The 26,131-nt window shown below is 34.5% G+C and carries 21 protein-coding genes; 15 read left to right on the forward strand and 6 right to left on the reverse strand.

Annotated elements, in window-relative coordinates:
- Window positions 1-98: 98 nt before the first annotated feature.
- Both BG05_RS04600 and BG05_RS04605 read left to right on the forward strand, forming a co-directional pair.
- Window positions 99-1,130 carry an acyltransferase gene (locus BG05_RS04600; RefSeq protein WP_002184445.1) on the forward strand — a complete coding sequence of 344 codons (1,032 nt, stop codon included), beginning with the start codon at window positions 99-101 and terminating at the stop codon, window positions 1,128-1,130.
- A gap of 229 nt (window positions 1,131-1,359) precedes the next feature.
- Window positions 1,360-2,805 carry a DEAD/DEAH box helicase gene (locus tag BG05_RS04605; protein ID WP_041867979.1) on the forward strand — a complete coding sequence of 482 codons (1,446 nt, stop codon included), beginning with the start codon at window positions 1,360-1,362 and terminating at the stop codon, window positions 2,803-2,805.
- 43 nt (window positions 2,806-2,848) lie between these two features.
- On the opposite strand, the gene BG05_RS04610 is transcribed toward BG05_RS04605, so the two are convergent.
- Window positions 2,849-3,409 carry a DUF1836 domain-containing protein gene (locus BG05_RS04610; protein WP_002035007.1) on the reverse strand — a complete coding sequence of 187 codons (561 nt, stop codon included), beginning with the start codon at window positions 3,407-3,409 and terminating at the stop codon, window positions 2,849-2,851.
- Between the two features lie 164 nt (window positions 3,410-3,573).
- Between BG05_RS04610 and trhA the strand changes: the two genes are divergently transcribed.
- Window positions 3,574-4,221, forward strand: coding sequence for a PAQR family membrane homeostasis protein TrhA (gene trhA, locus BG05_RS04615; RefSeq protein WP_002184447.1), 648 nt, complete (start codon window positions 3,574-3,576; stop codon window positions 4,219-4,221).
- A gap of 183 nt (window positions 4,222-4,404) precedes the next feature.
- Entirely contained in the window at window positions 4,405-5,421 is a 1,017-nt protein-coding gene (galE, locus tag BG05_RS04620; protein ID WP_002184448.1) for a UDP-glucose 4-epimerase GalE, read from the forward strand.
- A gap of 49 nt (window positions 5,422-5,470) precedes the next feature.
- Here the strand turns inward: galE and pelG are convergent, their stop codons facing one another.
- A complete protein-coding gene (gene pelG, locus BG05_RS29165) occupies window positions 5,471-7,234 on the reverse strand; it encodes an exopolysaccharide Pel transporter PelG (RefSeq protein WP_414629823.1) in 1,764 nt (587 codons plus the stop codon).
- 163 nt (window positions 7,235-7,397) lie between these two features.
- Entirely contained in the window at window positions 7,398-7,799 is a 402-nt protein-coding gene (locus BG05_RS04630) for a hypothetical protein (protein ID WP_002143948.1), read from the reverse strand.
- A 523-nt stretch (window positions 7,800-8,322) separates the two neighbouring features.
- Between BG05_RS04630 and BG05_RS04635 the strand changes: the two genes are divergently transcribed.
- Window positions 8,323-8,913 (forward strand): AmiS/UreI family transporter, encoded by a 591-nt coding sequence (locus tag BG05_RS04635; protein WP_002068662.1) that lies wholly within the window; start codon window positions 8,323-8,325, stop codon window positions 8,911-8,913.
- Window positions 8,914-8,956: 43 nt separating this feature from the next.
- Window positions 8,957-9,901 (forward strand): NAD-dependent epimerase/dehydratase family protein, encoded by a 945-nt coding sequence (locus BG05_RS04640; protein ID WP_003192688.1) that lies wholly within the window; start codon window positions 8,957-8,959, stop codon window positions 9,899-9,901.
- An 88-nt stretch (window positions 9,902-9,989) separates the two neighbouring features.
- Here the strand turns inward: BG05_RS04640 and sodA are convergent, their stop codons facing one another.
- Window positions 9,990-10,616, reverse strand: coding sequence for a superoxide dismutase [Mn] (gene sodA, locus BG05_RS04645; protein WP_002068665.1), 627 nt, complete (start codon window positions 10,614-10,616; stop codon window positions 9,990-9,992).
- 218 nt (window positions 10,617-10,834) lie between these two features.
- On the opposite strand from sodA, the gene BG05_RS04650 reads away from it, so the two are divergent.
- Entirely contained in the window at window positions 10,835-11,905 is a 1,071-nt protein-coding gene (locus BG05_RS04650) for a nitric oxide synthase oxygenase (protein ID WP_002184453.1), read from the forward strand.
- 362 nt (window positions 11,906-12,267) lie between these two features.
- Window positions 12,268-13,836, forward strand: coding sequence for a BCCT family transporter (locus tag BG05_RS04655; RefSeq protein ID WP_003192685.1), 1,569 nt, complete (start codon window positions 12,268-12,270; stop codon window positions 13,834-13,836).
- A gap of 119 nt (window positions 13,837-13,955) precedes the next feature.
- Here BG05_RS04655 and BG05_RS04660 read toward each other — a convergent pair whose 3' ends face one another.
- On the reverse strand, window positions 13,956-15,254 hold the full coding sequence (locus BG05_RS04660; protein WP_016127605.1) for an MFS transporter: 1,299 nt from the start codon (window positions 15,252-15,254) through the stop codon (window positions 13,956-13,958).
- A 328-nt stretch (window positions 15,255-15,582) separates the two neighbouring features.
- Here BG05_RS04660 and lytS point away from each other — a divergent pair, with 328 nt between their 5' ends.
- The 6 genes from lytS (at window position 15,583) to msrB (ending at window position 21,798) form a co-directional block, all read left to right on the forward strand.
- Entirely contained in the window at window positions 15,583-17,352 is a 1,770-nt protein-coding gene (gene lytS / locus BG05_RS04665; protein WP_002184458.1) for a two-component system sensor histidine kinase LytS, read from the forward strand.
- Window positions 17,330-18,070 (forward strand): LytR/AlgR family response regulator transcription factor, encoded by a 741-nt coding sequence (locus tag BG05_RS04670; protein ID WP_002184460.1) that lies wholly within the window; start codon window positions 17,330-17,332, stop codon window positions 18,068-18,070. The genes lytS and BG05_RS04670 overlap by 23 nt, the downstream gene beginning before the upstream one ends.
- A 133-nt stretch (window positions 18,071-18,203) precedes the next feature.
- The gene (gene lrgA / locus BG05_RS04675; protein WP_000104908.1) at window positions 18,204-18,635 is read left to right on the forward strand and encodes an antiholin-like murein hydrolase modulator LrgA; all 432 of its coding nucleotides are present in this window, start codon (window positions 18,204-18,206) and stop codon (window positions 18,633-18,635) included.
- A gap of 34 nt (window positions 18,636-18,669) precedes the next feature.
- Window positions 18,670-19,362 carry an antiholin-like protein LrgB gene (gene lrgB, locus BG05_RS04680; protein WP_002184461.1) on the forward strand — a complete coding sequence of 231 codons (693 nt, stop codon included), beginning with the start codon at window positions 18,670-18,672 and terminating at the stop codon, window positions 19,360-19,362.
- Between the two features lie 334 nt (window positions 19,363-19,696).
- Entirely contained in the window at window positions 19,697-20,731 is a 1,035-nt protein-coding gene (locus BG05_RS04685; RefSeq protein ID WP_002016425.1) for an AI-2E family transporter, read from the forward strand.
- A 101-nt stretch (window positions 20,732-20,832) separates the two neighbouring features.
- Complete coding sequence (gene msrB, locus BG05_RS04690) at window positions 20,833-21,798, forward strand: peptide-methionine (R)-S-oxide reductase MsrB (protein WP_003192672.1); 966 nt, start codon at window positions 20,833-20,835, stop codon at window positions 21,796-21,798.
- A 25-nt stretch (window positions 21,799-21,823) separates the two neighbouring features.
- Here the strand turns inward: msrB and BG05_RS04695 are convergent, their stop codons facing one another.
- Window positions 21,824-24,940, reverse strand: coding sequence for an efflux RND transporter permease subunit (locus BG05_RS04695; protein WP_033734369.1), 3,117 nt, complete (start codon window positions 24,938-24,940; stop codon window positions 21,824-21,826).
- Between the two features lie 299 nt (window positions 24,941-25,239).
- Here BG05_RS04695 and BG05_RS04700 point away from each other — a divergent pair, with 299 nt between their 5' ends.
- A complete protein-coding gene (locus BG05_RS04700) occupies window positions 25,240-26,121 on the forward strand; it encodes a TetR/AcrR family transcriptional regulator (protein WP_003192668.1) in 882 nt (293 codons plus the stop codon).
- Window positions 26,122-26,131: the final 10 nt, after the last annotated feature.

Below are 26,131 nucleotides of genomic sequence, written 5' to 3' on the forward strand. Positions count from 1 at the left end.
GGGTTTATATGGTTGTAATGTATTTTAATATGTAATAGTTTAATGTAGAATTATATATGGAAAATAGTAGATAAATATATTGATTTAGGGGAGATTTTATGGGACGTTTAGTATATATGGATTGGCTACGTGTAGTAGCGACAATTGCGGTCGTTACAATTCACGTTGCTGCTGGTTATGTTTCTACATTAGATTCAAATAACGTATCGCGTTGGCTGGCTGGTAATTTTTACGACTCACTTTCGCGTGCTAGTGTACCAATTTTTGTAATGATTAGTGGAGCCCTATTATTAAAGGGAACAAAAGATACTTCTATTGGGGAATTTTTAAAGAAACGTGCAAGTAAAGTGATTATACCTTTGATAGGTTGGAGTGCTATATTTTATATCTATGGGGCTTGCGTAGGATATTTTCCGGCTTCTTTAAAGCAAGGGGTAAAGTACTTTTTAACAAATAGTATCGGGTTACATCTATGGTTCTTATATATGATTGTAGGAATATATTTAATCGCACCTTTACTGAAAGTATTTGTGAAAAATGCTAAGAAGAGAGAGATAGAATATTTTTTAATTTTATGGCTATATGCATCTGTTATCGTCAAGCTAGTAAATTATTATTATCCTATCAACTTTAATATCGAACTATTTTACGTTACAAATTATGTAGGGTATTTCCTACTTGGTTATTACTTATCGAATTATGATATTGTGAAAAAATGGAGAAATATTTCTTATATTGGAGGACTTGCAGGATTTATTGGTACGTTCTTTATTACATATCATTATACAGTCAAAGCTAATGGACAGCTGGATCAATATTGGTATGAATATTTTGCTCCGGGTGTTGTACTTATGGCAATTGGGTTATTTGTCTTTTTCAAATATGCTTTCCAAAATTCAGAAAGACAATTACCATTTTTATTACGTGGCATAAACCAAGCAAGTCTTGGGATTTATATTCTTCACTTTTTCTTATTAAATAATTATCTATACATAGTCATTCCAAAGGTGAATGCACATGTACATGCAATATTGGCAATACCTATAAATGTAATTATTACACTTGTCCTTAGTATGTTAATAACTTTAGTATTGCAAAGAATACCGGTTGTAAAAAGGCTAGTTCCGTAAAGAAAAAATCTGAAAAGAAAATATTTTCCGTTATGTAGGTGGACAGGCTTATTATTAAGACTGTCCTTTATTATGTTGTTTTAAAAAACAATATAAAAAGAGTTATACTTAGATTAAGTTGATATTTGGGCGAATTAAAAATATTAGTTTGATATATCATCTTAGTATAATTAAATGTAGGGGAATAAAAAATATAATTATTAAATACAGAATAAAATGAGGTTATTACATGAGTAAAAGAAGGTTTACCGATTATGCATTAAGTAAAGAAATTGTAAGAGCACTTACTGGTTTAGGATATGAACATCCAACGGAAGTGCAAGGAGAGGTTATTCCAGTTGCCTTGCAAAGGAAAGACCTTGTCGTGAAATCACAGACTGGAAGTGGAAAAACCGCTTCATTTGGCATACCACTTTGTGAAATGGTGGAGTGGGAAGAGAATAAGCCACAAGCTTTAGTTTTAACACCGACGAGAGAGCTTGCGGTGCAAGTAAAAGAAGACATTACGAATATAGGTCGTTTCAAAAGAATTAAGGCCGCTGCAGTTTATGGTAAATCTCCATTTGCACGTCAAAAATTAGAGTTAAAGCAAAAAACACATATTGTAGTTGGGACTCCTGGCCGTGTGTTAGATCATATTGAAAAAGGTACCCTTTCTTTAGAGTGTTTGAAGTATTTAGTTATTGATGAAGCAGATGAAATGCTGAATATGGGTTTTATCGATCAAGTAGAGGCAATTATTGACGAATTACCTAAAAAACGAATGACAATGCTATTTTCAGCAACACTTCCAAAAGATGTTGAAAAGTTATCTCGTACGTATATGGATTCGCCAACGCATATTGAAATTAAGGCTACCGGGATTACAACAGATAAAATTGAACATATACTTTTTGAGATGAGAGAAGAGGAGAAGCTTTCACTTCTTAAAGATGTAACAACGATTGAGAATCCAGATAGTTGTATTATTTTTTGCCGTACGCAAGAAAATGTAGATCACGTATTTCAGCAGTTAAAGCGGGTTAACTATCCTTGTGACAAAATACATGGTGGTATGGTACAAGAAGATCGTTTTGAAGTTATGGACGATTTTAGAAAAGGAAAGTTCCGTTATTTAGTAGCGACAGACGTAGCTGCTAGAGGAATTGATATTGATAATATTACACATGTTATTAACTATGATATTCCATTAGAAAAAGAAAGTTATGTACATCGTACGGGAAGAACTGGACGAGCTGGTAATAACGGGAAAGCTATTACATTCATGACGCCGTATGAAAATAGATTTTTAGAAGAGATTGAGGAGTACATTGGCTTTGAAATTCCAAAGGCACTTGCACCTTCAAAAGAAGAAGTTATGAAAGGGAAAGCAGTATTTGAGGAAAAGATACATGCTAAACCAATTATAAAGAAAGATAAAAATGCAGACCTAAACAAAGGAATTATGAAATTGTACTTTAATGGCGGGAAGAAAAAGAAAATTAGGGCGGTAGATTTCGTCGGTACAATTGCTAAAATTAAAGGTGTTACAGCAGAAGATATAGGAATTATTACAATACAAGACAATGTTTCTTACGTTGAAATATTAAATGGAAAAGGACCACTTGTTTTAAAAATTATGAAAAACACAACGATTAAAGGGAAACAATTAAAGGTTCATGAAGCAATTAAGTAAACAAAAAAACTATCCACCTCTAACAGGTGGATAGTTTTTTTGTTTAAGTTTCTTTGAGGTCATCAACTAGTTTCTCTGCTAAACGTCTATACATATTACTCATAGTCACGAAGGATGTTAGTAATAAAAACTTTTCTAGCTTTGGATCTTCTAAGGAAGAAACCTCGTTTACTTCCTTAACACGGTTATTCACGTCTTGCTTAAAGCTTTCCACATTGGTGTCAGTAAGAGAAAGGTAATCTTTATATAGAGTATTTAATTCGAATGTATCATCGTTTATTAACGGTGCATTTATATTTTCTAAGGAGCTTTTTATATCATTAATGGAAAGAGCTCCTTTTAATTGATAAATTAAGCTGATTAAAATCATATGTTCTTTTGAATACTTTTTATTTTTGATAGGGATGAATAATTTCCCTTTTGCGTAATTGTTAATCATTGTTTTTGTTAATACTTTTTCATCATCAGTTCTCGTTGTATCCGCATAAGTATTCTCAAATAGTTGGACAACTTGGTCTACATATAAGTCGACATTTGGGATATCCTCAAGTTTAATACTTTTTTCTAAATGTAATGATTCAAGTAATTTATTTATATTTTCCACGTAGAACCCCTCACTTTTATAACTTAGTGGAACTTAATGTTTAGTATATCTTTAAATATGGTATTACGAAACAAATGAATTGTAAATGTTGACCCGCACGGATAATATGTATATAATTACATGTAGTTATTAAAACTACATGTAATTATATGAGGGGTGTTTATATGAATATTTATGTAAGAGAACCGGTTAATGCATTTACTCACTTAGGAGGAGCTGTATTATCATTTATTGCATTATTAGCTATGCTTGTGAAAGTTTCTGTTAAGATGCCATCTGTTGCTGCAATTACAGCTGTTATTTTATTCGGTATCGGGATGATGGTCCTTTATATGGCATCAGCTGTGTATCATAGTGTCGTAGCCAGTGAACGTGTTATTTATTTCTTTAGGAAGCTAGATCATTCTATGATTTTCATATTAATTGCAGGTACATATGCACCCTTTTGCTTAATTACATTAAATTCGGCAAATGGTTTACTATTATTTTGTTTAGTTTATGCAACGGCAATTTGTGGTATTGCTTTTAAAATGTTTTGGTTTAATTGTCCAAGATGGTTATCGACAGCAATTTATCTTCTGATGGGTTGGTTAATTGTTCTATTCTTTGCACCGCTAGCTGAGAATCTAAGTACAGGAGGTATTATTTTCTTAGTACTTGGAGGCATTTTTTATACAATTGGTGGGTTTATTTACGGTGCGAAGCCAAAATGGTTGGAGTTTAAATATATGGGACACCATGAAATTTTTCATGTTTTTGTATTGTTAGGTAGTCTTGCACATTTTCTAAGTGTATATTGTTACGTAATTTGATCAAAAAACGCCACGCGATGTCTGTTATGTGGCGTTTTTTTATTACCTGATTTGAATCGTGTATTGTACAAAAAATCATGGGATAAAATGTAAGTTTCTGTGTTCGCATAATAAACATATGATAAGAAATATGTGATATACTTTGAGAAGTTTATAATGAATGAAATATGGAGGACTATAATTATGGCAATACTTGTAACAGGTGGAGCAGGATATATTGGTAGTCATACATGCGTAGAATTACTAAAAAACGGTTACGAAATTATAGTAGTAGATAATCTTTCGAATAGCTCAGTAGAGTCTATAAATCGAGTGACAGAGATAACCGGAAAACAGTTTAAATTTTATAAAGAAGATATTTTAAATCGAGAAGCACTTGATACGATTTTTGAAGAAAATACAATTGAAGCTGTTATTCACTTTGCAGGCTTTAAGGCTGTAGGGGAATCAGTAGAAATTCCGTTAACGTATTATCATAACAACATTACAAGCACATTAGTGCTATGTGAAGTGATGCAGAAGCATGATTTGAAGAAGATGATCTTCAGTTCATCTGCAACGGTGTATGGTATTCCAGAAACATCACCAATTACGGAGGAGTTTCCATTAAGTGCAACGAATCCATATGGTCAAACGAAATTAATGATTGAACAAATTATGCGTGACGTAGCATTTGCGGATGCAGGATGGAGTATTGCATTACTTCGTTATTTCAACCCATTTGGTGCACATGAAAGTGGGCGTATTGGAGAAGATCCAAACGGAATTCCAAATAACTTAATGCCATATGTAACACAAGTAGCAGTAGGGAAGTTAAAGGAATTAAGTGTATTTGGAAATGACTATCCAACAAAAGATGGCACGGGTGTCCGTGATTATATTCATGTTGTAGACTTAGCAAATGGCCATGTAAAGGCGCTTGAAAAGGTACTTGGCACTACTGGGATAGATGCATACAATCTCGGTACAGGTACTGGTTATAGTGTGTTGGAAATGGTTGAAGCATTTGAAAAAGTTTCAGGCAAGGAAGTTCCTTATAAAATTACGGAACGTCGTCCTGGTGATGTGGCAGTATGTTTTGCAGATGCATCAAAAGCGAAGCGTGAATTAGGATGGGAAGCAAAACGCGGATTAGAAGAGATGTGTGCAGACTCTTGGAGATGGCAATCAAATAACAAAAATGGCTATCTAGAAGTTTAATAAACAGATAAAAAAATGACCTTTTGCGGGAGCAAAAGGTCATTTTTATTTATTTATTTCCATTAAGTTTATTAGCAAATTTAGTAAAGAAAGTTCGCCGTTTTATAGGAGTATTTGACTGACAAAACGTATAGTAATCAATATCTTTAATGTAAGTAAAGAGTCTAGAAATAGCATATAAGAATGTAATAGAAGATCCGAGTGCAAAACTAATACCGTAACCATTGAACCCAAATGGAAGTAGAAGAAGACTTAATAACAAATTTGCAGAAAAGAACAGGGCTGATGTTCGAAATGCCCCTTTACGATCTTCAAAATATAAGAGTAGTAACGTGATAACAAGGACCATCCCGTTTGCATAAGCACCAATTATAGTCAGCTGCAAAATAGAGTATTCAAGTGTTACGTTCCCGGATTGTGAACTAAACATCCATATTATAAAAATAATAAGTAAAGAAAAAATACCTTGATTACGAGGTATTCGTTCCATTTCTTGCTTTAGGACAAAGTTCATTGATTCTTTTAATTGTAAAATTGTATTTAATGTCGCCCCATTGTTAACTGAACCGAAGAACTTCTTATACCGTTCATAAAACCTTGTTTCAATGGATACTACGAAGAAAATATAGATTGGGATAATGCTTAAATAAGCCCAGAAAACAGATGTATCATAAATTTGATGATAAATAAACGTGTTTTCAATATTTCCTCGCCCTTCTCCGAACCAAATAACAAAGTTACATACCCAAATGCCAATATTGTAAAGTAAGCTTGACCAAAATAGTTCTGGATATTTATCTAAATAAGAAAGAAAGGTAAATTGTTCAGTAGCATCACTATTTGGAAACATTCGTACAATAACTATACTTAACCACACTAATGTAATGAAAGTCCCGATTGTAAAAGAAATTAAAAGTAATAGGGCCAATCCGTGTTCTATTCCAAGTGTTGGATGCCAGTAAGCGATAAGCGCAATTCCAGATAAGGAGAAAATGGAACCAATTAAAAATGCAAGAGCGATGGACTGATAATCTTTAGCTGTTGTTAAATAAATGGATTGAATCCAAATGATGTTTAAAGCTAAAAATAAAAATAGCATCACGATTTTATAATACAAGGCTAATGGTTGTCCTTCAGATATACTTGTTAATACGAGAATATCTGTTTGTTTTAAGTAATCTTTAATATTTACTTTGCCGGTCATTATTACATGCTCTTCTAATCCTAATTGTTGAATTAAATCACGACATTCCTGAGCATATTCTGCTTCTTCCGTATCAAGACCTAGTAAGTAAAATATAAATGGAATATCTTTTTCTAATAATAATTTAGCTGCATAAATCATTATTTTTACATCTTTAATTGGTACAACTCGTATAATAGCGGAAATGATGAGTTTATCCGAATTGTATTTTGGTTTACGTAACCCTTTATAGTCAGATAAAGTAACGCCATTTGGAATGATTTTTAGTTTATGGGCCGGAGCACCTAATTCTTTTTGATATGCACTATTTCGGCCGAACAACGTAATTACATCAGCGGCTTGTTCATATGCTTGATGGGACAAGTGATGAAAGAAAGAAATCCATCTTTTTTTATATTCAATTGGTATCCAAGTAGATTGTAGTATTTCTTCTTCACGCTCCCGAGAATAAATACCGTGTTCAGTTAGAATAAATGGTATATCGGACTTGGCACTAATTGCAGCACCAAGCAATCCACCATACCCTGTCGATACAGAATGAATAAGATCTAATTCAGGGAAATCAATTTGTAAAATTTGAATTATTGGTGTGAACATAGATCTCCACATCCAAAAGTAATTTAAGAAGGATCCACTACTTTCTTCATATAAATAGCAAGTGTTCAAAATGAGAAACTATCAAGATTGACTATCACGCTTTAGGTCAGTAATACGATTATCTTATAAAGATAAATGTATTACTGACTAGCCCCTTTCACATAATAGGGGAGATTTAATGAATTCGAACGAGTTGTTTATGGTATACTGTATTACCTTCTTGGCTTGTATATGGCGGGATACTTCGCCCAAAACAATTTGCAACAATATTGGAGTGGCCAGGATAAGAAATACGGATTTCATACAAATCAATAGAGTCATCTAAATCAGCATAAAAAACTGCTAAGTGGTTGCCTTGTAAAATATATGGGAATGCTACTTCCGTATTTTCACCAAGTAGTACAGGTAATTTTACAGGATTAGAATAGTTAGACCAATCCCAAACCTCTATAGTTACATGGTGTGTGTAATATGCATCTAAATTTACAATGTTTACTACTGCTGAAACAGTTGCAGGCTCTCTTGTTAATACACCTGTGGAGTGAAAAACAAAATGATTTGGATAATGAAGAGGCATAAATATCAAACCTTTCTAAATTAATATGAGTGTACGATATTCTATGCAAATAATTAATAGAATGAGATAGGGAAAATGTATCATTCTACTAATTTTTTATAGAAATTCAAAACGTAGTATTGAAAAGTATTCCAACACTTGTATCATTGTTAGAGTACGTTTATAATCAAGGAATCCTATTTCATGTTTTGATAGGGTTATTTATTATTGAAAGCGTTTTAAATTTGTTATTTTTTAAGGTAGGAAGTCTAACTTATTCAGATTAAAAATTATGTATGTAGTTTTAAATAGGAAGAAAAATAATAAAGTGAAACTTTAATCAGTGGGTGGGGGTTGTTCATCCCCACTGATTATTAGCCTTCACTAATCGGGCTTTACGGGCAGTTGATCTCCCACTTAACTTCTTTGCTCTAGCTGAATTTTGAGGTGGGAGTTTTACTGCTCGTTAATGCGGGATAAAGTATCACTTTATATTGTGGGGAGGTTAAAAGTGTGAAAGGGAAAGATTTTCACACGAATATATATGGGTTACGTAGGATTATTACTTTCAGGTGCAGCTTTATTTTTAAATAGCCTTGTCATATTAGGCAAAGTAGAGATGAAAAGTGCAGGTGTCTTTAATTTATTTGTGGGGGCATTACAAATTATCATTCCGTTCTATTTGATTATGATTTCTGATCAAAGTAATTGGACGGTATATTCATATGCGGCTACTTTTTTATTTGGTTTAACTTATTTATATGTAGGCGTTACTTTTATTAAAGGAATGGATAGTAGTGGACTAGGCTGGTTCTGTATTTGGGTAGCAATTATTGCTTTATTCTATATGATTGTTTCATTTGTTCAATTCCACGATGTTGTTAATGCGTTAACATGGTTTATGTGGGCATTACTTTGGTATTTATTCTTTGTATTAAATGCACAAAAAAAGAATATCAATCAATATCTTGGCAGAATTGCCTTTGTACAATCATGGGTAACATTGACGTTGCCTTCACTCTTTTATTTTATGGGAGTATGGGGCGAGGGATTCATATATGAACTATGGGTTTATGTATCAGTAATTTCTATTTTATATTGCTGCTATTGTATTTTTAAATATCGAGTACGTTAATGTATCGTGTGTAGAAAAAACATGGAATCGTTAAACTGATTCCATGTTTTTTTATTTTAGCGTTTATAATAATAGAGGTAGTATTTTACAATTTGTAAAAACGGGGATGATGAAGGTGAAAAAAGTATTGGTGCTAGGGGGAACAAGATTTTTTGGTAAACATTTAGTAGAAGTACTGTTGCAAGCTGGACAAGATGTAACGATTGCGACGAGGGGAGTTACTGAAGATTCATTTGGAAGTGCAGTAAAAAGACTGATTGTAGATAGAGAAGATGAGAGGCTACTAGAAGAGCGTTTTGAAGGTAAAAGTTATGATATCGTATACGATAATTTATGCTATAGCTCGAATGCAGCGAAGATAATATGTGAAGTACTAAAAGGAAAAACGAAGAAATACATTATGACATCTTCAATGGCTGTCTATGATCCTGGGTTAGGCCTATTAGAAGAAAACTTCAATCCGTACGAGTATACAATTACGTATGGAGGGAGGAATGATTTCAATTATAGTGAAGGCAAGCGATTAGCTGAAGCAGTTTTATTTCAACATGCAACATTCCCAGTCGTTGCGGTAAGATTTCCCGTCGTTATTGGAGAAAACGATTATACGAAAAGATTACAATTTTACGTTGAACATGTTGTGAAACAAGAGTCTATCGTTGTGGATCATGTAGATGGAGAGTTGTCATTTATACATGAAAAGGAAGCAGGACAGTTTTTAGCTTGGTGCGGGATGGAAAACATAGAAGGGCCAATTAATGCTTGTAGTAACGGGGTGGTTTCTACCAGAGAAGTTATTCGTTTCATAGAAGAGAATACCGGGATAAAAGCGCTCATTCAAGAAGTAGGAGATAATATAGCTCCTTATAATGGAGTGATTAATTGTACGTTACATAATGGAAAGGCTCGTGAATTAGGATTCCCGTTCCGAGAGTTGAAATTAGAGACGGGAAAAGTTTTATGTTATTACATAAATACAATGAAATAATCATAAATCCCCCGGTGGCAATCCGGGGGATTCTGGAGGATTTCGACAATACTAATTTTACATTACCAAATTTACCTTATACGCACGACTAATGTGTTTGTGATTGAATTGCTTGTAAATACTTTTCATTTACCCGGTCCCAGTTCACCGTATGCCACCAGTTGGTAACAAATTCTGGGCGCCGATTTTGATACTTTAAATAATAGGCGTGTTCCCATACATCGATGACGAGTAATGGGATTTTACCCTCTTGCAAAGGTGTATCTTGATTGGGTGTACTCATAACGGAAAGTTCCTCACCGTCCAGAACAAGCCATCCATAGCCACTTCCAAAACGACTAATAGCTGCTTTGGAAAGTTGATCTTTTAAGTTGTCAAAGGTATTGAAATAATAATCAATTACTTTTGCAACGTCTCCATTAGGCTCACCGCCACCTCGCGGGCTCATTAATTCCCAAAAAAGACTATGACAATAATGTCCACCACCGTTATTTCTGACAGCTGTAACAATTTCTTTTGGTAAAGTTTCTAAATTACATAGTAACTCTTCTAAAGATTTATTATGTAATTCCGTATAGTTTTCTAAAGCGGCATTCAAGTTATTTACGTATGTCGCATGGTGCTTTCCATGATGAATAGAAAGCGTGTTGCTATCGATATATGGCTCTAGTTCATCATAGTCATATGAAAGCTTTGGCAATTGAAATGAAGACATAACATTCCCTCCTTTCTTATTAAAAAAGTTGGTCTAAGTAAAAATAATTTACCTGAGTCAAAAATACACCTATTTTTTATACAAGTCAATAGTAATCTCTTTAATTTTCTGAAAAATATTACAATAAAAGTAACACTTCGACTTTCATTTGTGACTCTTATTCTTTTTGCTTATACTGTAAAGTAGTAACGTTTTGTTGAAATAGAAGGAGATCGTTTATGAGTAAAACGAAACAATTAATAGAGGAAGCGAGTCATTTTATTACGGTTTGCTATAAAGAGCTTAATAAAGAACAATTCATAGAAGAGAGAATAAAAGAAATTCAAGTTGAGATAGAGAAGACGGGGACGTATGAGCATACATTTGAAGAACTTGTTCATGGATCACGAATGGCATGGCGCAATAGTAATCGATGTATCGGAAGACTATTTTGGAGTAAGATGCACATATTAGATGCACGTGAGGTAAATGATGAGGAAGGTGTATACAATGCATTAATTCATCATATTAAATATGCAACGAACGATGGGAAAGTTAAACCGACAATTACAATTTTTAAGCAATATCAAGGTGAAGAAAATAATATACGAATTTATAATCACCAATTGATTCGGTATGCAGGATATAAAACAGAAATGGGAGTGATTGGTGACTCTCATTCCACTGCGTTTACAGATTTTTGTCAGGAACTTGGCTGGCAAGGAGAAGGTACGAATTTCGATGTATTGCCACTTGTGTTTTCTATAAACGGGAAGGCACCTATATATAAAGAAATTCCGAGAGAAGAAGTAAAAGAAGTGCCAATTGAACACCCAGAATACCCGATTTCGTCACTTGGAGCAAAATGGTATGGGGTTCCAATGATTTCAGATATGTGCTTAGAAATTGGCGGTATTTCTTATACGGCAGCCCCGTTCAATGGATGGTATATGGGAACAGAGATTGGGGCTCGTAACTTAGCGGATCATGATCGCTATAATTTACTTCCGGCTGTTGCGGAGAGGATGAAGCTCGATACATCGAGAAACGGTACATTATGGAAAGACAAGGCGCTAATTGAATTAAACGTGGCTGTTTTACATTCTTTTAAAAAACAAGGAGTTAGTATTGTGGATCACCATACAGCTGCACAACAATTTCAACAATTTGAGAAGCAGGAAGCGGCATGTGGACGGGTTGTAACAGGTAATTGGGTGTGGCTCATTCCACCGTTGTCGCCAGCTACCACTCATATTTATCATAAACCGTATCCAAATGAAATTTTGAAGCCGAATTTCTTTCATAAATAATAGCTAGTATAGTTTTTTTTCTGCAAAATATAATTTTTTTTAATTACTGTTACGTAGCAAATGGAAGCCTTTACTATCGGCTATTTTTGGAAAGGGCTTTTTGAACCAAGGAGTTCCTTATGTTATAATCAAATTTCTGTTTCGAAGACCTTATAGAAATATAAGGTCTTTTGTTTTGCTTTTTTATGTAATAGGAATAGAAATTTTCTTTTAAATAAGGGATTTAGCATATTTTTAGGGACAACATAAGTGTGTAGGAAATTGATGAATTATTATGCTTATATAATCATTGTGTTTTGGGTGTAAACAAGAAAACATAATAAAGTTGTTTTTTTAGATTGCTGAGGAAGGAGGAAGTGTAAATGAGGATGAAGAGTCGAAAAACGGATTGGCCTGTATTTCTTATTAGTGGTGGCTCACTTTTATTATTTGTAATTGCAGTTATTTTAAATAAAAGTTACGTAGAGGGAGCTATTAATAGCAGTTTTGCAGTTTCAATTAAATATTTTGGTGCCTTTTGGCAGGTTTTATTAATTGGTACATTTGTTGTTGCAATGTGTATGGCGTTTTCGAAATATGGGAGAGTTAAACTTGGGGGACTAGAAAAACCTGAGATTAGTACGACAAAATGGCTCGCTATTATTATGTCTACATTACTTGCTGGAGGTGGCGTTTTTTGGGCAGCCGCAGAGCCGATGTACCATTTGATGACGGTGCCACCAATACATGAAGGTATAACTGCTGGAACGAAAGAAGCGGTAATGCCTGCTTTAGCACAAAGTTATATGCACTGGGGTTTCCTGGCTTGGACGATTTTAGGTACAATTAGTGCGGTAGTTATGATGTACGGGCATTATCATAAAGATATGCCTTTAAAACCTCGAACGCTTTTATATCCTATTTTTGGAGAGAAATTGCGAAAGAGTTGGCTTGGAACAATGATCGATGTGTTTGCCATTATTGCGGTAGCTGCAGGGACAATTGGTCCAATCGGATTTTTAGGACTACAAGCAAGTTATGGGTTACAAGCATTGTTTAACATTCCTGATGTGTTTACTACTCAATTAGCCATTATTGTTTGTGTAGTAGCTGTTTCTACTATATCTGCGGTAACAGGAATTGATAAAGGGATTCAAATTATAAGTAATTTAAATGTTAGGTTAGCAGTTCTATTAATGGTATTTGTATTACTATTTGGACCAGGTGGATTTATTATCGATTCATTTGTTTCTTCGTTTGGATTTTATATAAATGAATTTATTCCAATGAGCACATATCGTGGTGATACAGCTTGGTTAGGATCGTGGACAATCTTTTTCTGGGGATGGTTTATTGGATATGGACCGATGATGGCAATTTTAGTGAGCCGAATTTCAAGAGGAAGAACAATCCGAGAAATCATCGTTGCAATTGGAATTATTGCACCTATTATTACAACGTTTTGGTTTACTATACTAGGGGGATCAGGTGTGTTTTATGAGTTAATGAATCCTGGTTCTATCTCGACCGCATTAAGTGAATCTGGTATGCCAGCGGCTATGATTGCAATTACAGAGCAACTGCCACTATCTAATATTATTGGACCTGCATTTCTTTTATTAACAATTTTATTTGTAGTGACAACAGGAGATTCAATGGCTTATTCGATTTCAATGGCAGTGACTGGAGATGGAGATCCTAGAATTAGTTTGCGAGTTTTTTGGTCGCTTATTATGGGCGCAGTTGCGGCGATTCTTTTATATATGGGTGAGGGAAGTATTAACGCCTTACAATCCTTCATTGTAGTGACGGCTGTTCCGGTATCTATTCTGTTATTCCCAATGCTATGGCTAGCGCCTAAAGTCGCAGGGGAATTAGCGTTAAAACAAGGTATTGTAAAAGAAGAAGATAAAACTAGCTTCTTGTTCCAAAAAGCTAGTAAATCAAAATAAATAATTGTATTTATATAAGAAGAGGAAGCATTTCATTTGAGATGCTTCCTCTTTGCTATTTATCCAAATACTTTTCCTGAGGGGACAGTATTTGGATAAACATTTCGTATAGTTTCAATCTATTCTAATACTTTATCTTTCGTCTCTGGGACACATAATAGCATTGTAACTAAACCGATTGGATAGATAATGAAGATGAGAGATAATGCTCCCATTAAATTACCACCTGCAGCAAGTAAGCCGATAATAACAGGTCCAAATCCAGCTAACCCACGTCCTGTACCGAAAATAAAGTTCTCCGCTGTCGAGCGAGCTTCAGCAGGATAGTTTTCAGCTAAAATTGCTCCGAATCCCCCCATCATGCCATTGGCAAAGAATCCAAGCAATGCACTTCCCCATAACAATGATGTTGAGTCTGTGAATAAGAAGAAGTAAATGAGACAGTATATAGTACCACCGACATAATAGATTGTAAAAGTTTTACGGCGACCAATTTTATCGGCTAGAATACCAAAAGTCGCAATTCCAATTAGCATGCCGATCGTAGAGATGAACATCCAGCCGCTCGCTTTTGCTAATGTGTAGTTATATTTATTCGCTAAAATAGTTGGCATCCATGTGAAGATCCCATAATATCCGAAGTTCTGGATGAATGACATAATAATAAGACCAATTGTTGTTATCGTTACTTTTTTATTGGCAAATAACTTTCGAAGTGGGAACTTTTTCATTTGCTTTAGTTGTTCTGCCTCAGTAGTTGTTAAATTACCTTTAGCTTCTTTTTGTAACAATTCTTTTTTGTATCGTTGTTTTTGTTCCCATATTTTCGGTTCACTTAAACTTTTGCGGACGTAAACAGCTAGTAGAGCGGGAATGAGTCCAAATAAGAAAACAGCTCTCCATCCGAAATGCGGGACGATAAATGCCGGAAGGAGTGAAGCGACTAGTACGCCAAATTGCCATCCAAGTGCAACAACGGATGTCGCCTTAGCGCGCATTTCTTTAGACCATGTTTCAGTTACGATGGCCATCCCAATCCCGAATTCACCACCAACTCCCATTCCAACTAAAAAGCGAAGAATTAATAATTGCCAATAATCTGTTGCGAAATAAATAAGTGCTGTTGCTAGTGAGAATAGTAAGATTGTGAAGGCCATCGTACGGATACGCCCAAATAAATCAGCAATAAATCCAAATAAATAAGACCCGATTAGCATTCCTATTGTGGTAGCTAATGTTAAGTTTCCACCTTCAACAGGGCTTAAATGAAATTCTTTTAAAATGTAGACGAGTACGAAAGATAAGAGCAACATGTCTAAACCTTCTGCTGCATATCCTAGCGCAGAACCAAACAATGTTTTATATCTTTTCTCTTTCGTCTCCTCTGTTGTTGATTGTACATCAGTAGTGACGTTCATCATTACTCCTCCTTATTTTCTTTTACAGTCGCTATGGAAGAATAACAAAAGGCCTTCTCACCTGATATGATGAGAAGGCCAAAAAAGCATACGTATCCCTAAAAAAGACCATACGTATAGTATATTCCGACTTCCTTCTCAACCTCACGGGGTTGGGTTAAAGGACTGTATTATATTACTTTATTTTTAGCACTCTTCTGTTAGATTGTCAAATAAAGAGGGGATAGTTATGTGTAAAATATTTCAAAAAACATTTCATTCTCCTTGACGCACGCTTCATTATTTTCCCATAATAAAACTAACTAATATAAAAAGGAATGAATCACAGATGCTAAATTTAGTACTTATGATGATTGAACGCGTCGGACTTATTGTTATTTTAGGATTTTTACTCTCTCATATTAAAACGTTCCGGCGTCTTCTTCATAAGCAAGACGGATATGTAGATAAGTTTAAGCTTATTTGTATTTTTTCAGTGTTTACAATTGTAAGCAATTACACAGGGATTGAAATAGCAGGAAATACTATTATGAATGAAAATTGGTTACAAGGTGTTTCATCATCCAGCACAATTGCGAATACACGAATCATGGGTGTTGGAATTAGTGGATTGCTTGGCGGTCCTATCGTCGGAATTGGAGTAGGTTCTATTGCGGGTATTCATCGTTATATGCTTGGCGGGACGACGGCAGTAAGTTGTGCAATTTCATCAATTTTGGCTGGGATTATAACAGGTTATATTGGATACATTTTCAAAAAATATAACCGTACTATTACTCCTAAATTTTCTGCGATTTTAAGTGTTTTTATCGTTACTTTAGAAATGCTTATGATTCTATTAATTATAGAAGATGGACTTAGTGTTGTGAAAACAATTGCGCTACCGATGATTCTTGTAAATAGTTTTGGCAGTTTCATTTTACTTTCGATGATACTAGCTATTTTACGACAAGAAGAAAACGCAAAAGCTTTGCAAACGCATAAAGTATTACGAATTGCTGATAAGACGTTACCATATTTCCGCCAAGGGTTAACAGAAGAGTCTTGTAAACATGTGGCACAAATTATTCACCGCTTTACGGGAACAGATGCGGTATCCTTAACAGATACAGAGGAAATCTTAGCTCATGTTGGATTAGCATCAGATCATCATATTCCTTCACACAGTTTAATAACAGGTTTATCAAAAGAAGTATTAAAAACAGGGAAAATAATGAAGGCAAAATCACGTGAGATTATTAATTGTCAACATGAAGGGTGTCCATTACAAGCGGCAGTTGTTATTCCATTAACTTCACATGGAAATACGATAGGGACATTAAAACTTTATTTTAAAAACCCTAATCAATTAAGTCGTGTTGAAGAAGAGTTAGCGGAAGGGCTAGCGAAAATATTCTCCACACAGCTTGAGTTAGGTGAAGCTGAGTTACAAAGTAAGTTATTGCAAGATGCCGAAATAAAAGCGTTGCAAGCACAAATCAATCCGCATTTTTTATTTAATGCAATTAATACCGTATCGGCTTTATGCCGAACAGATGTAGAAAAAGCGAGGAAATTATTATTGCAGCTTAGCGTTTATTTTCGTTGTAATTTGCAAGGGGCACGACAATTACTTATTCCATTAGAACAAGAGTTGAATCATGTACATGCATATTTATCGTTAGAGCAAGCGAGGTTTCCGAATAAGTATGAAGTGAAGATGTACATTGAAGAGGCACTAAAGGTGACTTTAGTTCCACCATTTGTGCTTCAGCTATTAGTTGAAAATGCATTGCGCCATGCTTTTCCGAAAAAGCAGCCAGTGTGCCAAGTCGAGGTACATGTGTTTGAAAAAGAAGGGATGGTTCACTTTAAAGTAAAGGATAATGGACAAGGGATTGAGAGTGAACGTCTAGAGCAATTAGGAAAAATGGTAGTTCCATCAAAGAAAGGGACGGGAACAGCCTTATATAATATTAATGAACGACTTATCGGGTTATTTGGGAAAGAGACAATGCTTCAAATTGAAAGTGAATTAGAGCAAGGGACAAAGATCCTCTTTGTGATTCCGAAAAAAGTAGAGGAGGAAAAACGGAGTGTTAAAAGTATTAGTAGTTGATGATGAAATGTTAGCACGGGATGAATTGAAATATTTATTAGAGAAAACAAAAGAAGTAGAGATAATTGGTGAGGCGGATTGTGTAGAGGATGCATTAGAAGAATTAATGAAAAACAAACCAGATATTGTTTTTCTAGATATTCAATTATCTGATGATAATGGATTTGAAATCGCGAATATATTAAAGAAAATGAAAAACCCACCTTCAATTGTGTTTGCTACTGCATATGATCAATATGCGTTGCAAGCATTTGAAGTAGATGCGTTAGATTACATTTTAAAGCCATTTGATGAAGAACGTATCGTACAGACATTAAAGAAATATAAAAAACAAAAGCAAATAAAGTTAGAAACAAAGCAAGATGTAAAGAGTGTAGATGTAACGGCCGAGATGCATAAATTAGCATTACCAATTGAAGAATCGATTGTACTCGTGAATATTGAAGATATTATATATGTAGGACTTGTGGACGGAAAGGTGACAGTAAAAACGACGAGAGAAACATATGTAACACACGATACACTTGTAATTTTGGAAAAGAAGTTGCCGCAAGCAAGTTTTATGCGTGTCCATCGCAGTTTTATTGCAAATATTAATCATATTACAGAAATACAACCATGGTTCAATTCTACATATAATTTAATTATGAAAGAAGGATCAAAAGTACCTGTTAGCCGTACATATGCAAAAAAACTCAAAAAGCTACTTCGTATTTAAGAAGTAGCTTTTTGTATTTCGTCTGCCTATTTTTGTAACTAATTTTGTATATTTGACGTTCTGTTATGTAAACGCTTACAGTTTTGTTTTTATCTTATACAATAAAGGTACCAAATCGAAAGAGGTGGCCAAAATGAGTACGAAAAAAGTATATAGTTTCTTATCACAAGCATTCATATTTTCAGCTATTATGTTAGTTTCTAATATTATTGCAACGCATTTACCAATTCCGATGCCTTCATCGGTGATCGGATTAGTTATTTTATTTAGCCTATTATGTTTAAAAGTTATTAAATTGGAACAAGTTGAATCACTCGGAACGGCTTTAACAGGTATTATCGGATTCCTTTTCGTTCCATCAGGTATTTCGGTTATTAATTCTCTCGGTGTAATGGGACAATATTTTGTACAAATTTTAACTGTAATTGTTGTCGCAACAATTATTTTACTCGCTGTAACAGGATTATTTGCACAATTTATTTTAGGAAAAGACGATAAAGAAATAGAAGATACGAAAGAATTGAAAGTAGTAAATAAAGGACGCAAGCACGGAAAAGTTGCGTAACCAATTTAGTATATATTGTTAGGAGGGAATGCACATGGCAAGCACAATGACTCCATATTTTGGAATCGTCGTTTCGTTAATTGCATACGGAATCGGAACGTTTTTATTCAAACACTCAAAAGGATTCTTCTTATTTACACCACTATTCGTAGCAATGGTATTAGGGATTGTATTTTTAAAGGTAGGTAACTTTACCTTTGAGGAATATAATACGGGCGGGAAGATGATTAGTTTCTTCTTAGAGCCAGCAACAATCGCCTTTGCAATTCCATTATATAAACAAGTTGATAAGTTAAAAAAATATTGGTGGCAAATTTTATCGGCTATCGTGGTTGGATCTATTTGTTCAGTGGTTGTGGTGTTCATTGTCGCAAAAGCAATTGGTTTAAATACAGCTGTAATGAACTCAATGCTACCACAGGCAGCGACAACAGCAATTGCATTACCAATATCTGAAAGTATCGGTGGTATTCCAGCAATTACATCATTTGCAGTTATTTTTAATGCTGTTATCGTATACGCATTAGGTGCGTTATTCTTAAAAACATTTAGAGTGAAACACCCGATTGCTAAAGGTTTAGCGCTTGGAACAGCAGGACATGCGTTAGGGGTTGCAGTAGGTATCGAAATGGGTGAAGTAGAAGCAGCTATGGCCAGTATCGCTGTGACAGTGGTTGGTGTCGTAACAGTGGTGGTTATTCCAATGTTCATGCCGTTTATTGGATGATAAAACTTACTAAAAAAAATATAAAAGCAAGTTATTTGTAGGACGGATTTCTACTGATAGCTTGCTTTTTATGTTACAGTAGTGGTAAGACCTATTGAAGGATAAAAGTTTCCTTAAATCTTCATTAATACTACGTATAATGCGTTCTGAAATAGGTCATTGTATTGTAAAATAAGAAGTAACATAATATATAGCACAATTAACGGGTGGTTAGGGTTGAATATAAATTGCTCGCAATGGCTTTAATATTAAAGGATAATTATAAGTAGAAAATAGAGAGAGATCTACTTGTTAACGTTTTACTTTATAGGACAGGAGAGAGTACTCGCCGATTATGCAAATAAAAAACCTGTTTCAAAGCAAAGGATTTCAGAGGTTAATCGTATTAGTATTACTTGCTCTCATATTGTATGGGATGCAAAGTATGTTAAATTTAATTTTAATTACGTTTATGTTGACGTATTTAATGGATCGATTCCAAAAGTTTATTTCTCGTAAATTAGATCATTTCATGCCAATTAATCGAAAAATTATTATAGCGCTTTTATATGTAATGTTAGTGGCAGGAATTGCCATTACGCTATTTAAATATTTACCGGTATTAACAATACAAATTTCACAATTGATTTATCAATTTAATGTATTTTTAAGAAATCCACCTGATAGTGAATTAATTAAGTATGCAGTTAATGCTGTTAATCATATGGAGCTTTCTAAATATGTGGGGCAAGGCGTAGACATTTTGTATAAATCTATTACGAATGTTGGGAAATTTGGCCTTCAAGTTTTACTTTCTGTAATTTTAAGCTTATTTTTCTTACTTGAAAAAGCACGTATCGTTGCTTTTACTTCGAAATTTAAAGAAAGCCGACTTGCAATTTTCTATAACGAAATAGAGTATTTCGGAAAGAAATTTGCACGTTCATTTGGAAAAGTAATCGAAGCACAATTTTTAATTGCAATTGTTAACTGTGTTTTATCTGTTATTGCATTATGGATATTAGGATTCCCGCAATTACTAGGTTTAGCGTTAATGATTTTCTTGCTTGGTTTAATTCCAGTGGCGGGTGTTATTATCTCGTTATTCCCACTCTGTATGATTGCTTACAATATTGGCGGTATTATGTATGTCGTTTATATTGTAGTTATCGTAACAGTAATTCATGCACTTGAGAGTTATGTATTAAATCCGAAGTTTATGTCTCAAAAAACAAACTTACCAATCTTCTACACATTTATGATATTAATTTTCTCTGAGCATTTCTTAGGTGTGTGGGGACTTATTATCGGTATTCCAATCTTCATTTTCTTATTAGATGTCTTAGATGTGACAAGTGATGAAATGGAGAAGGACGTTGGAAAAAAATAAAGTGAAGTAAAGAAAAAGCATCGATGTTCGATGCTTTTTCTTTTATAACATGACGTTCCTTATGCCATACTGTAAGGAGAAGATAGAATAGGGGTGAAATAATGGCTGTAAATGAAAAGATAGAGTTAGCTACGTTTGCCGGAGGGTGTTTCTGGTGTATGGTTTCGCCATTTGAAGAGATGGAAGGGATTATACAGGTTGTTTCAGGCTATACAGGTGGCCATAAAGAGGATCCAACGTATAAAGAAGTGTGCTCGGAAACAACTGGGCATTATGAAGCAGTACAAATTACATTTGATGCAAATAAAATGCCGTATGAAGAGTTGTTAAATATATATTGGAGACAAATTGACCCGACTGATATAGGGGGACAATTCCACGACCGTGGACAGTCTTATAAAACGGTGATTTTTTATCATAATGAAGAACAACATAAAAGGGCAGAGGCTTCAAAAGAAGAGCTCGAGAAAAGTGGGAATTTTTCGAAGCCAATTGCGACAAAAATATTGCCAGCTGCTACGTTTTATCCAGCTGAAGAATATCACCAAGGATATTATAAGAAGAATACATTTCGCTATGAGTTATATCGTAAAGGCTCAGGTCGAGATGCTTTTATTAAACAACATTGGCCAAAGAATAATGCTCATTTAAAAGAAAGATTAAACGAGATGCAGTTTTATGTAACACAGGAAAATGGGACAGAACCGCCTTTTCAAAATGAGTATTGGAATCATAAAGGAGAAGGGCTTTATGTAGATATTGTTTCGGGGGAACCATTATTTACTTCTTTCGATAAGTTCGATAGCGGCTGTGGATGGCCGAGTTTTACGAAACCAGTTATGTCAGCTAGTGTGAAAGAAAAAATGGATGTTAGCCATAATATGACGCGTACGGAAGTGAGAAGTAAAGAAGGAGATTCACATCTTGGGCATGTATTTCCAGACGGCCCGGGACAAAACGGCCTTCGTTATTGTATTAATTCGGCAGCGCTACGCTTTATTCAAAAAGAAGATTTAGAAAAGGAAGGATATGGTGATTTCCTAATCTTGTTTGGGAATAAAAAATAACCTCGCAGTCAGCGAGGTTATTTTTTTATTTTACTTTTTTCTTTTTAAATTTGCTTAATGCTTCATAAACGATTGGAACAATAAGAAGTGTTAATAATGTTGAACTTGTTAATCCACCAATTACTGTTACGCCAAGTCCTCTAGAAATTAAGCCGCTACCTTCAAATCCTAATGCAAGCGGGATAAGAGCCCCGATTGTTGCAATTGCAGTCATTAAGATAGGACGCAGGCGTGTTGTACCAGCTTCTAATAATGCTTCACGTGTTGATAGGCCGTCATTTTCTTTATGAATAACACGGTCAATGAGCACGATTGCGTTCGTTACAACGATACCAATTAGCATAAGAGCCCCAATCATCGCAGATACGCTTAACGTTTCGCCAGAAATTAATAAGGCAACGAGTGCACCAATGATTGTGAATGGTAGCGAGAATAAAATTGCGAATGGTGCAAGGGCACCGCCAAATGTAACAACAAGAACGAAGTATACAATGGCAATCGCAGCTAACATCGCTAAGCCAAGTTGCTTGAATGATTCTTGAATATCTTGTGTAACACCACCCATAGAAACATCTATACCAGAAGGAAGATCCATTTTATCTACTTCTTTTTGAACAGCGGCAGATGCTTTTGAAACGTCATCAGATGTTAGTTTTGCACTAACTTCCGCATAAACACGGCCATCACGATGTGTTACTGTGTTAGAAGTTTCACCTTCTTTTACAGTCATAACATCTTTAACAGCAACTTCATTACCAAGTGGTGTTGTAATTTTACGATTTGTTAAGTCATCGATCGTTTCATAGTTTTGTTTTTCAGTTTCTACATATACATTTATATCTTTATCATCTTTTTTAATTGTTGTAAGAACAGGGCGGTCATGTTGATTAGAAAGTCCCATTCCAATTTGAGCAGCAGTTAGCCCCATTTTACTTAACTTTTCTTGATCAGCGACTAAAGTATATTCTGCATATGTTTTTGCAACACTAGAGTCTATGTCTTTTAAATCTTTATTTTTCTTCATGATATTTTGAATGTCTTTCACGACAGGCTTAATTTCTTCAGAGCTATCTCCATAAACGTATAGCTTAATTTCGTTACTACCGCCACCTGCTCCGAAATCTTGGTTTTTCCATTCACCTTTTCCAGACATCTTTTGTAAATCTTTAACGACTTGTTCTTTTTCTTTTTCAAAGTTTTTCGTATCGTTATCATATTGAACGAAGAACATCGCTTGATTTGTTTGACCAGGGCTCATTGGGTTTTCGCCGCCTAATGAGAATTGAATCGTTTTGACGTCTTTTTTATCTTGGAAATGCTTTTCAGCTTTCGTTGCAATTTTTTCAACGTCGTCTAACGTTTGACCTGGCTCAGGTTTGTACGTTGCGATAATCATTTTTTCTTCTTCAGATGGTAAGAAGCTGACACCGATGATTGGTACAAGTGCAAGGCTGCCTACTAATAGGAGGACTGTGATACTTGATGTAATAATTTTATGGTTTAACGCCCATTCAAGTATACGTTTATAGCCGTTTGCTAATTTGCTTGGTTTTTCTTCATGATGTACTTCTTTTTCTTTCATGCTTTCCTTCTTAAATAAGGAATGTGCTAGCATCGGCACAATTGTAACTGCCACAAGTAAGGAAGCAAGTAGGGCAAAAACAATTGTTAAAGCAAATGGTAAGAACATTTCACCAATCATACCCTTTACAAGCCCAAGAGGTAAGAATACAGCGATTGTTACAATTGTAGAAGACATAATCGGGATAAACATTTCTTTCGTAGCTTCACGAATTAAATCTTTCCCACGTAATTTCTCTTCTGATAAAGACATACGTCGGTAAATATTTTCAATAACAACAATTGAGTCATCAACAACGCGTCCAATAGCAACTGTCATTGCTCCAAGTGTCATAATGTTAAGGGTAATATCCATTTGTTTTATTACTAAAACTGCAATTAATAAAGAAAGTGGTATAGAAACGACAGAGATTAGTGTTGTTCGAATGTTTCGCAGGAACAACATAATAATAACAATCGCAAAGATAGCACCGAAAATAGCTTTGCTAAGCATTGTTTCGACTGATTTTTCAATAGGCGCACCTTGATCGAATGTTGAAATAATCTCTAAGTCTTTATATTTTTTCTCAAGGTCTTTTACTTTATCTTTAACTGCATTTACAACATCAACTGTATTCGCATCAGCAGCCTTCACAATTTGAATACCGATTGCTTCTTTTCCATTCGTTCGAGAAATGGATTCCGCTTTTCCAACTTCTTTAATATCAGCAATCTCTTCTAATGTAACCGTTGGTATGCCATTCATAGCGGCCGGATTCATCTGTGGTGCTTGTGTTCCAGCACCAGCGATTTGGCTACCTTGACCATTCGGTGATGAAGGGATAGCTGGAATTTTTAATTCTTTTAATGCTTTAATTGTTGTAATGTTACCATCGACAACAACTGATTTTTCCGTATCTTTAAATGTATATAAGCCAAGTGGTAACGATACGTCCGAACCTTTTATCATATTTTTTACAGTATCTTCACTTAAACCTAATTCTTTCATCTTATCTTTTTTGAAGACAAGCTGTACTTCGTCTACTTGTTGACCTGCGATTTGAACAGATGCGACACCATCAAGTCCTTTTAATCCAGGAACAACATTTTTTTCTACATTTTCTGTTAAGGCAGCTAAAGATTCGTTTTTACTCGCTACGCTTAATGAAATAACAGGAAAGGCATTAAAGTTTACTCGTGAGACTTTCGGGTCTTTCACACCTTCTGGCAGTTTCACGTTTGCGAGCGATTCTTTAATTTCCGTTTCGGCTTTTTCCATATTTTTATCAAAATCATATTCTACCTGAATAGAAGATGCGTTTTGATAAGATGATGAACTAACAACGTTTACACCGCTTAAATTTTGGAGTTGTTCTTCCATTGGTTTTGAAATTTTATCAGCTACTTCTTCTGGTGTAGCACCAGGATAAACCGTGGTTACTGTTACAATCGGTGTTGTAATATCAGGAATTGTCTCCAGCTTCATATTGAGTCCAGAATAAATACCCGCAATAGTAACAATAATGGTTAGTAGCCAAACTGCGAACTTATTTTTTAACGTGAAATTGATGATTTTGTTCATGTTTGCGCTCCCTTTTTATTATATTGACCAATCGGTCAGTCTAATACATAATATAACTGACCGATTGGTCAGTCGTCAATGAAAAGAGATGGTATAATAAAATCAAACTGTAAGTAGTCGGTTTCCTATTCTTTTTCTGATCATTGGCTTTTACTAACCGGATTTTATAGATGGAAAGGCTTCTATATAAACCATTTACTCCATTAAATTTTAGACGGGGAGTTTTATTTTCAGTTAATGTGGAATAAAATCAAGTTTGAATTTACATAAGATGCGAGATTAAATTTAGGAGAGAGAATATGAAAGAAAAAGAGCGCTTAATTATAGAGATGGCTATGAGGTTATTTGCAACTAAGGGTGTAAATGCAACGTCAGTACAAGAAATCGTAACCGCATGTGGTATATCAAAAGGAGCTTTTTATTTATATTTCAAATCAAAAGATGAGTTATTATTGGCCACACTTCGGTATTATTATGACAAGATTCAGAAGAAAATGCTGGATATTGAAAAAGAATCTTTATTACCACGTGAAAAATTTGAAAAACAATTATATTGTCAGTTTACTGATGTGCAAAAACATAAAGAATTTATTATTATGCATGCAAGAGAAAATGCAATTCCGTTTAATAAAGAAGTAGAAGAGTTTATGATGAGGATGAAATTAGAGTCTCATGCATTTTATCGGAATAGCTTACTGTCCATTTATGGTGACAAAGTCAGTCCATATTTATTAGATTTGGTAATTATGTTAGAAGGAATATGCCATGGTTATTTACAATTAATTATTTTAAATGCACCGGAAATTGATTTATCCTATGTTTCGACCTTTATTTTACAGAGGATAGATAATTTAGTAGAGGGGCTTCTAGAATCTTCGGAGGAACCTGTCCTACATGAAGAGAGACTAGGAGAATTTCTTTGTAGTTCCGAACTTATTAAGGAACAGGTGAAGGAACATTTTCTAAGTGAAATTATTGTATTTAAACGAACATTAGCTGATCAATTAGAAAATGATGAGTTACTTGTAACTTTAGATGTTTTAGAAGCAGAAATGAGATTGCAAAATCCAAGAATTCCAGTCATTAGAGGTATGCTTGCTAATTTAGCGGTATATCCTAGTTTAAATGAGTTTCGATTGAGGCTTACGGCATACTATAATATAAAAAATCCTTGCATATAGAACGCAAGGA

Origin of the sequence: Bacillus mycoides (assembly GCF_000832605.1) — a bacterium.
Taxonomy (GTDB): Bacteria; Bacillota; Bacilli; order Bacillales; family Bacillaceae_G; genus Bacillus_A; species Bacillus_A mycoides.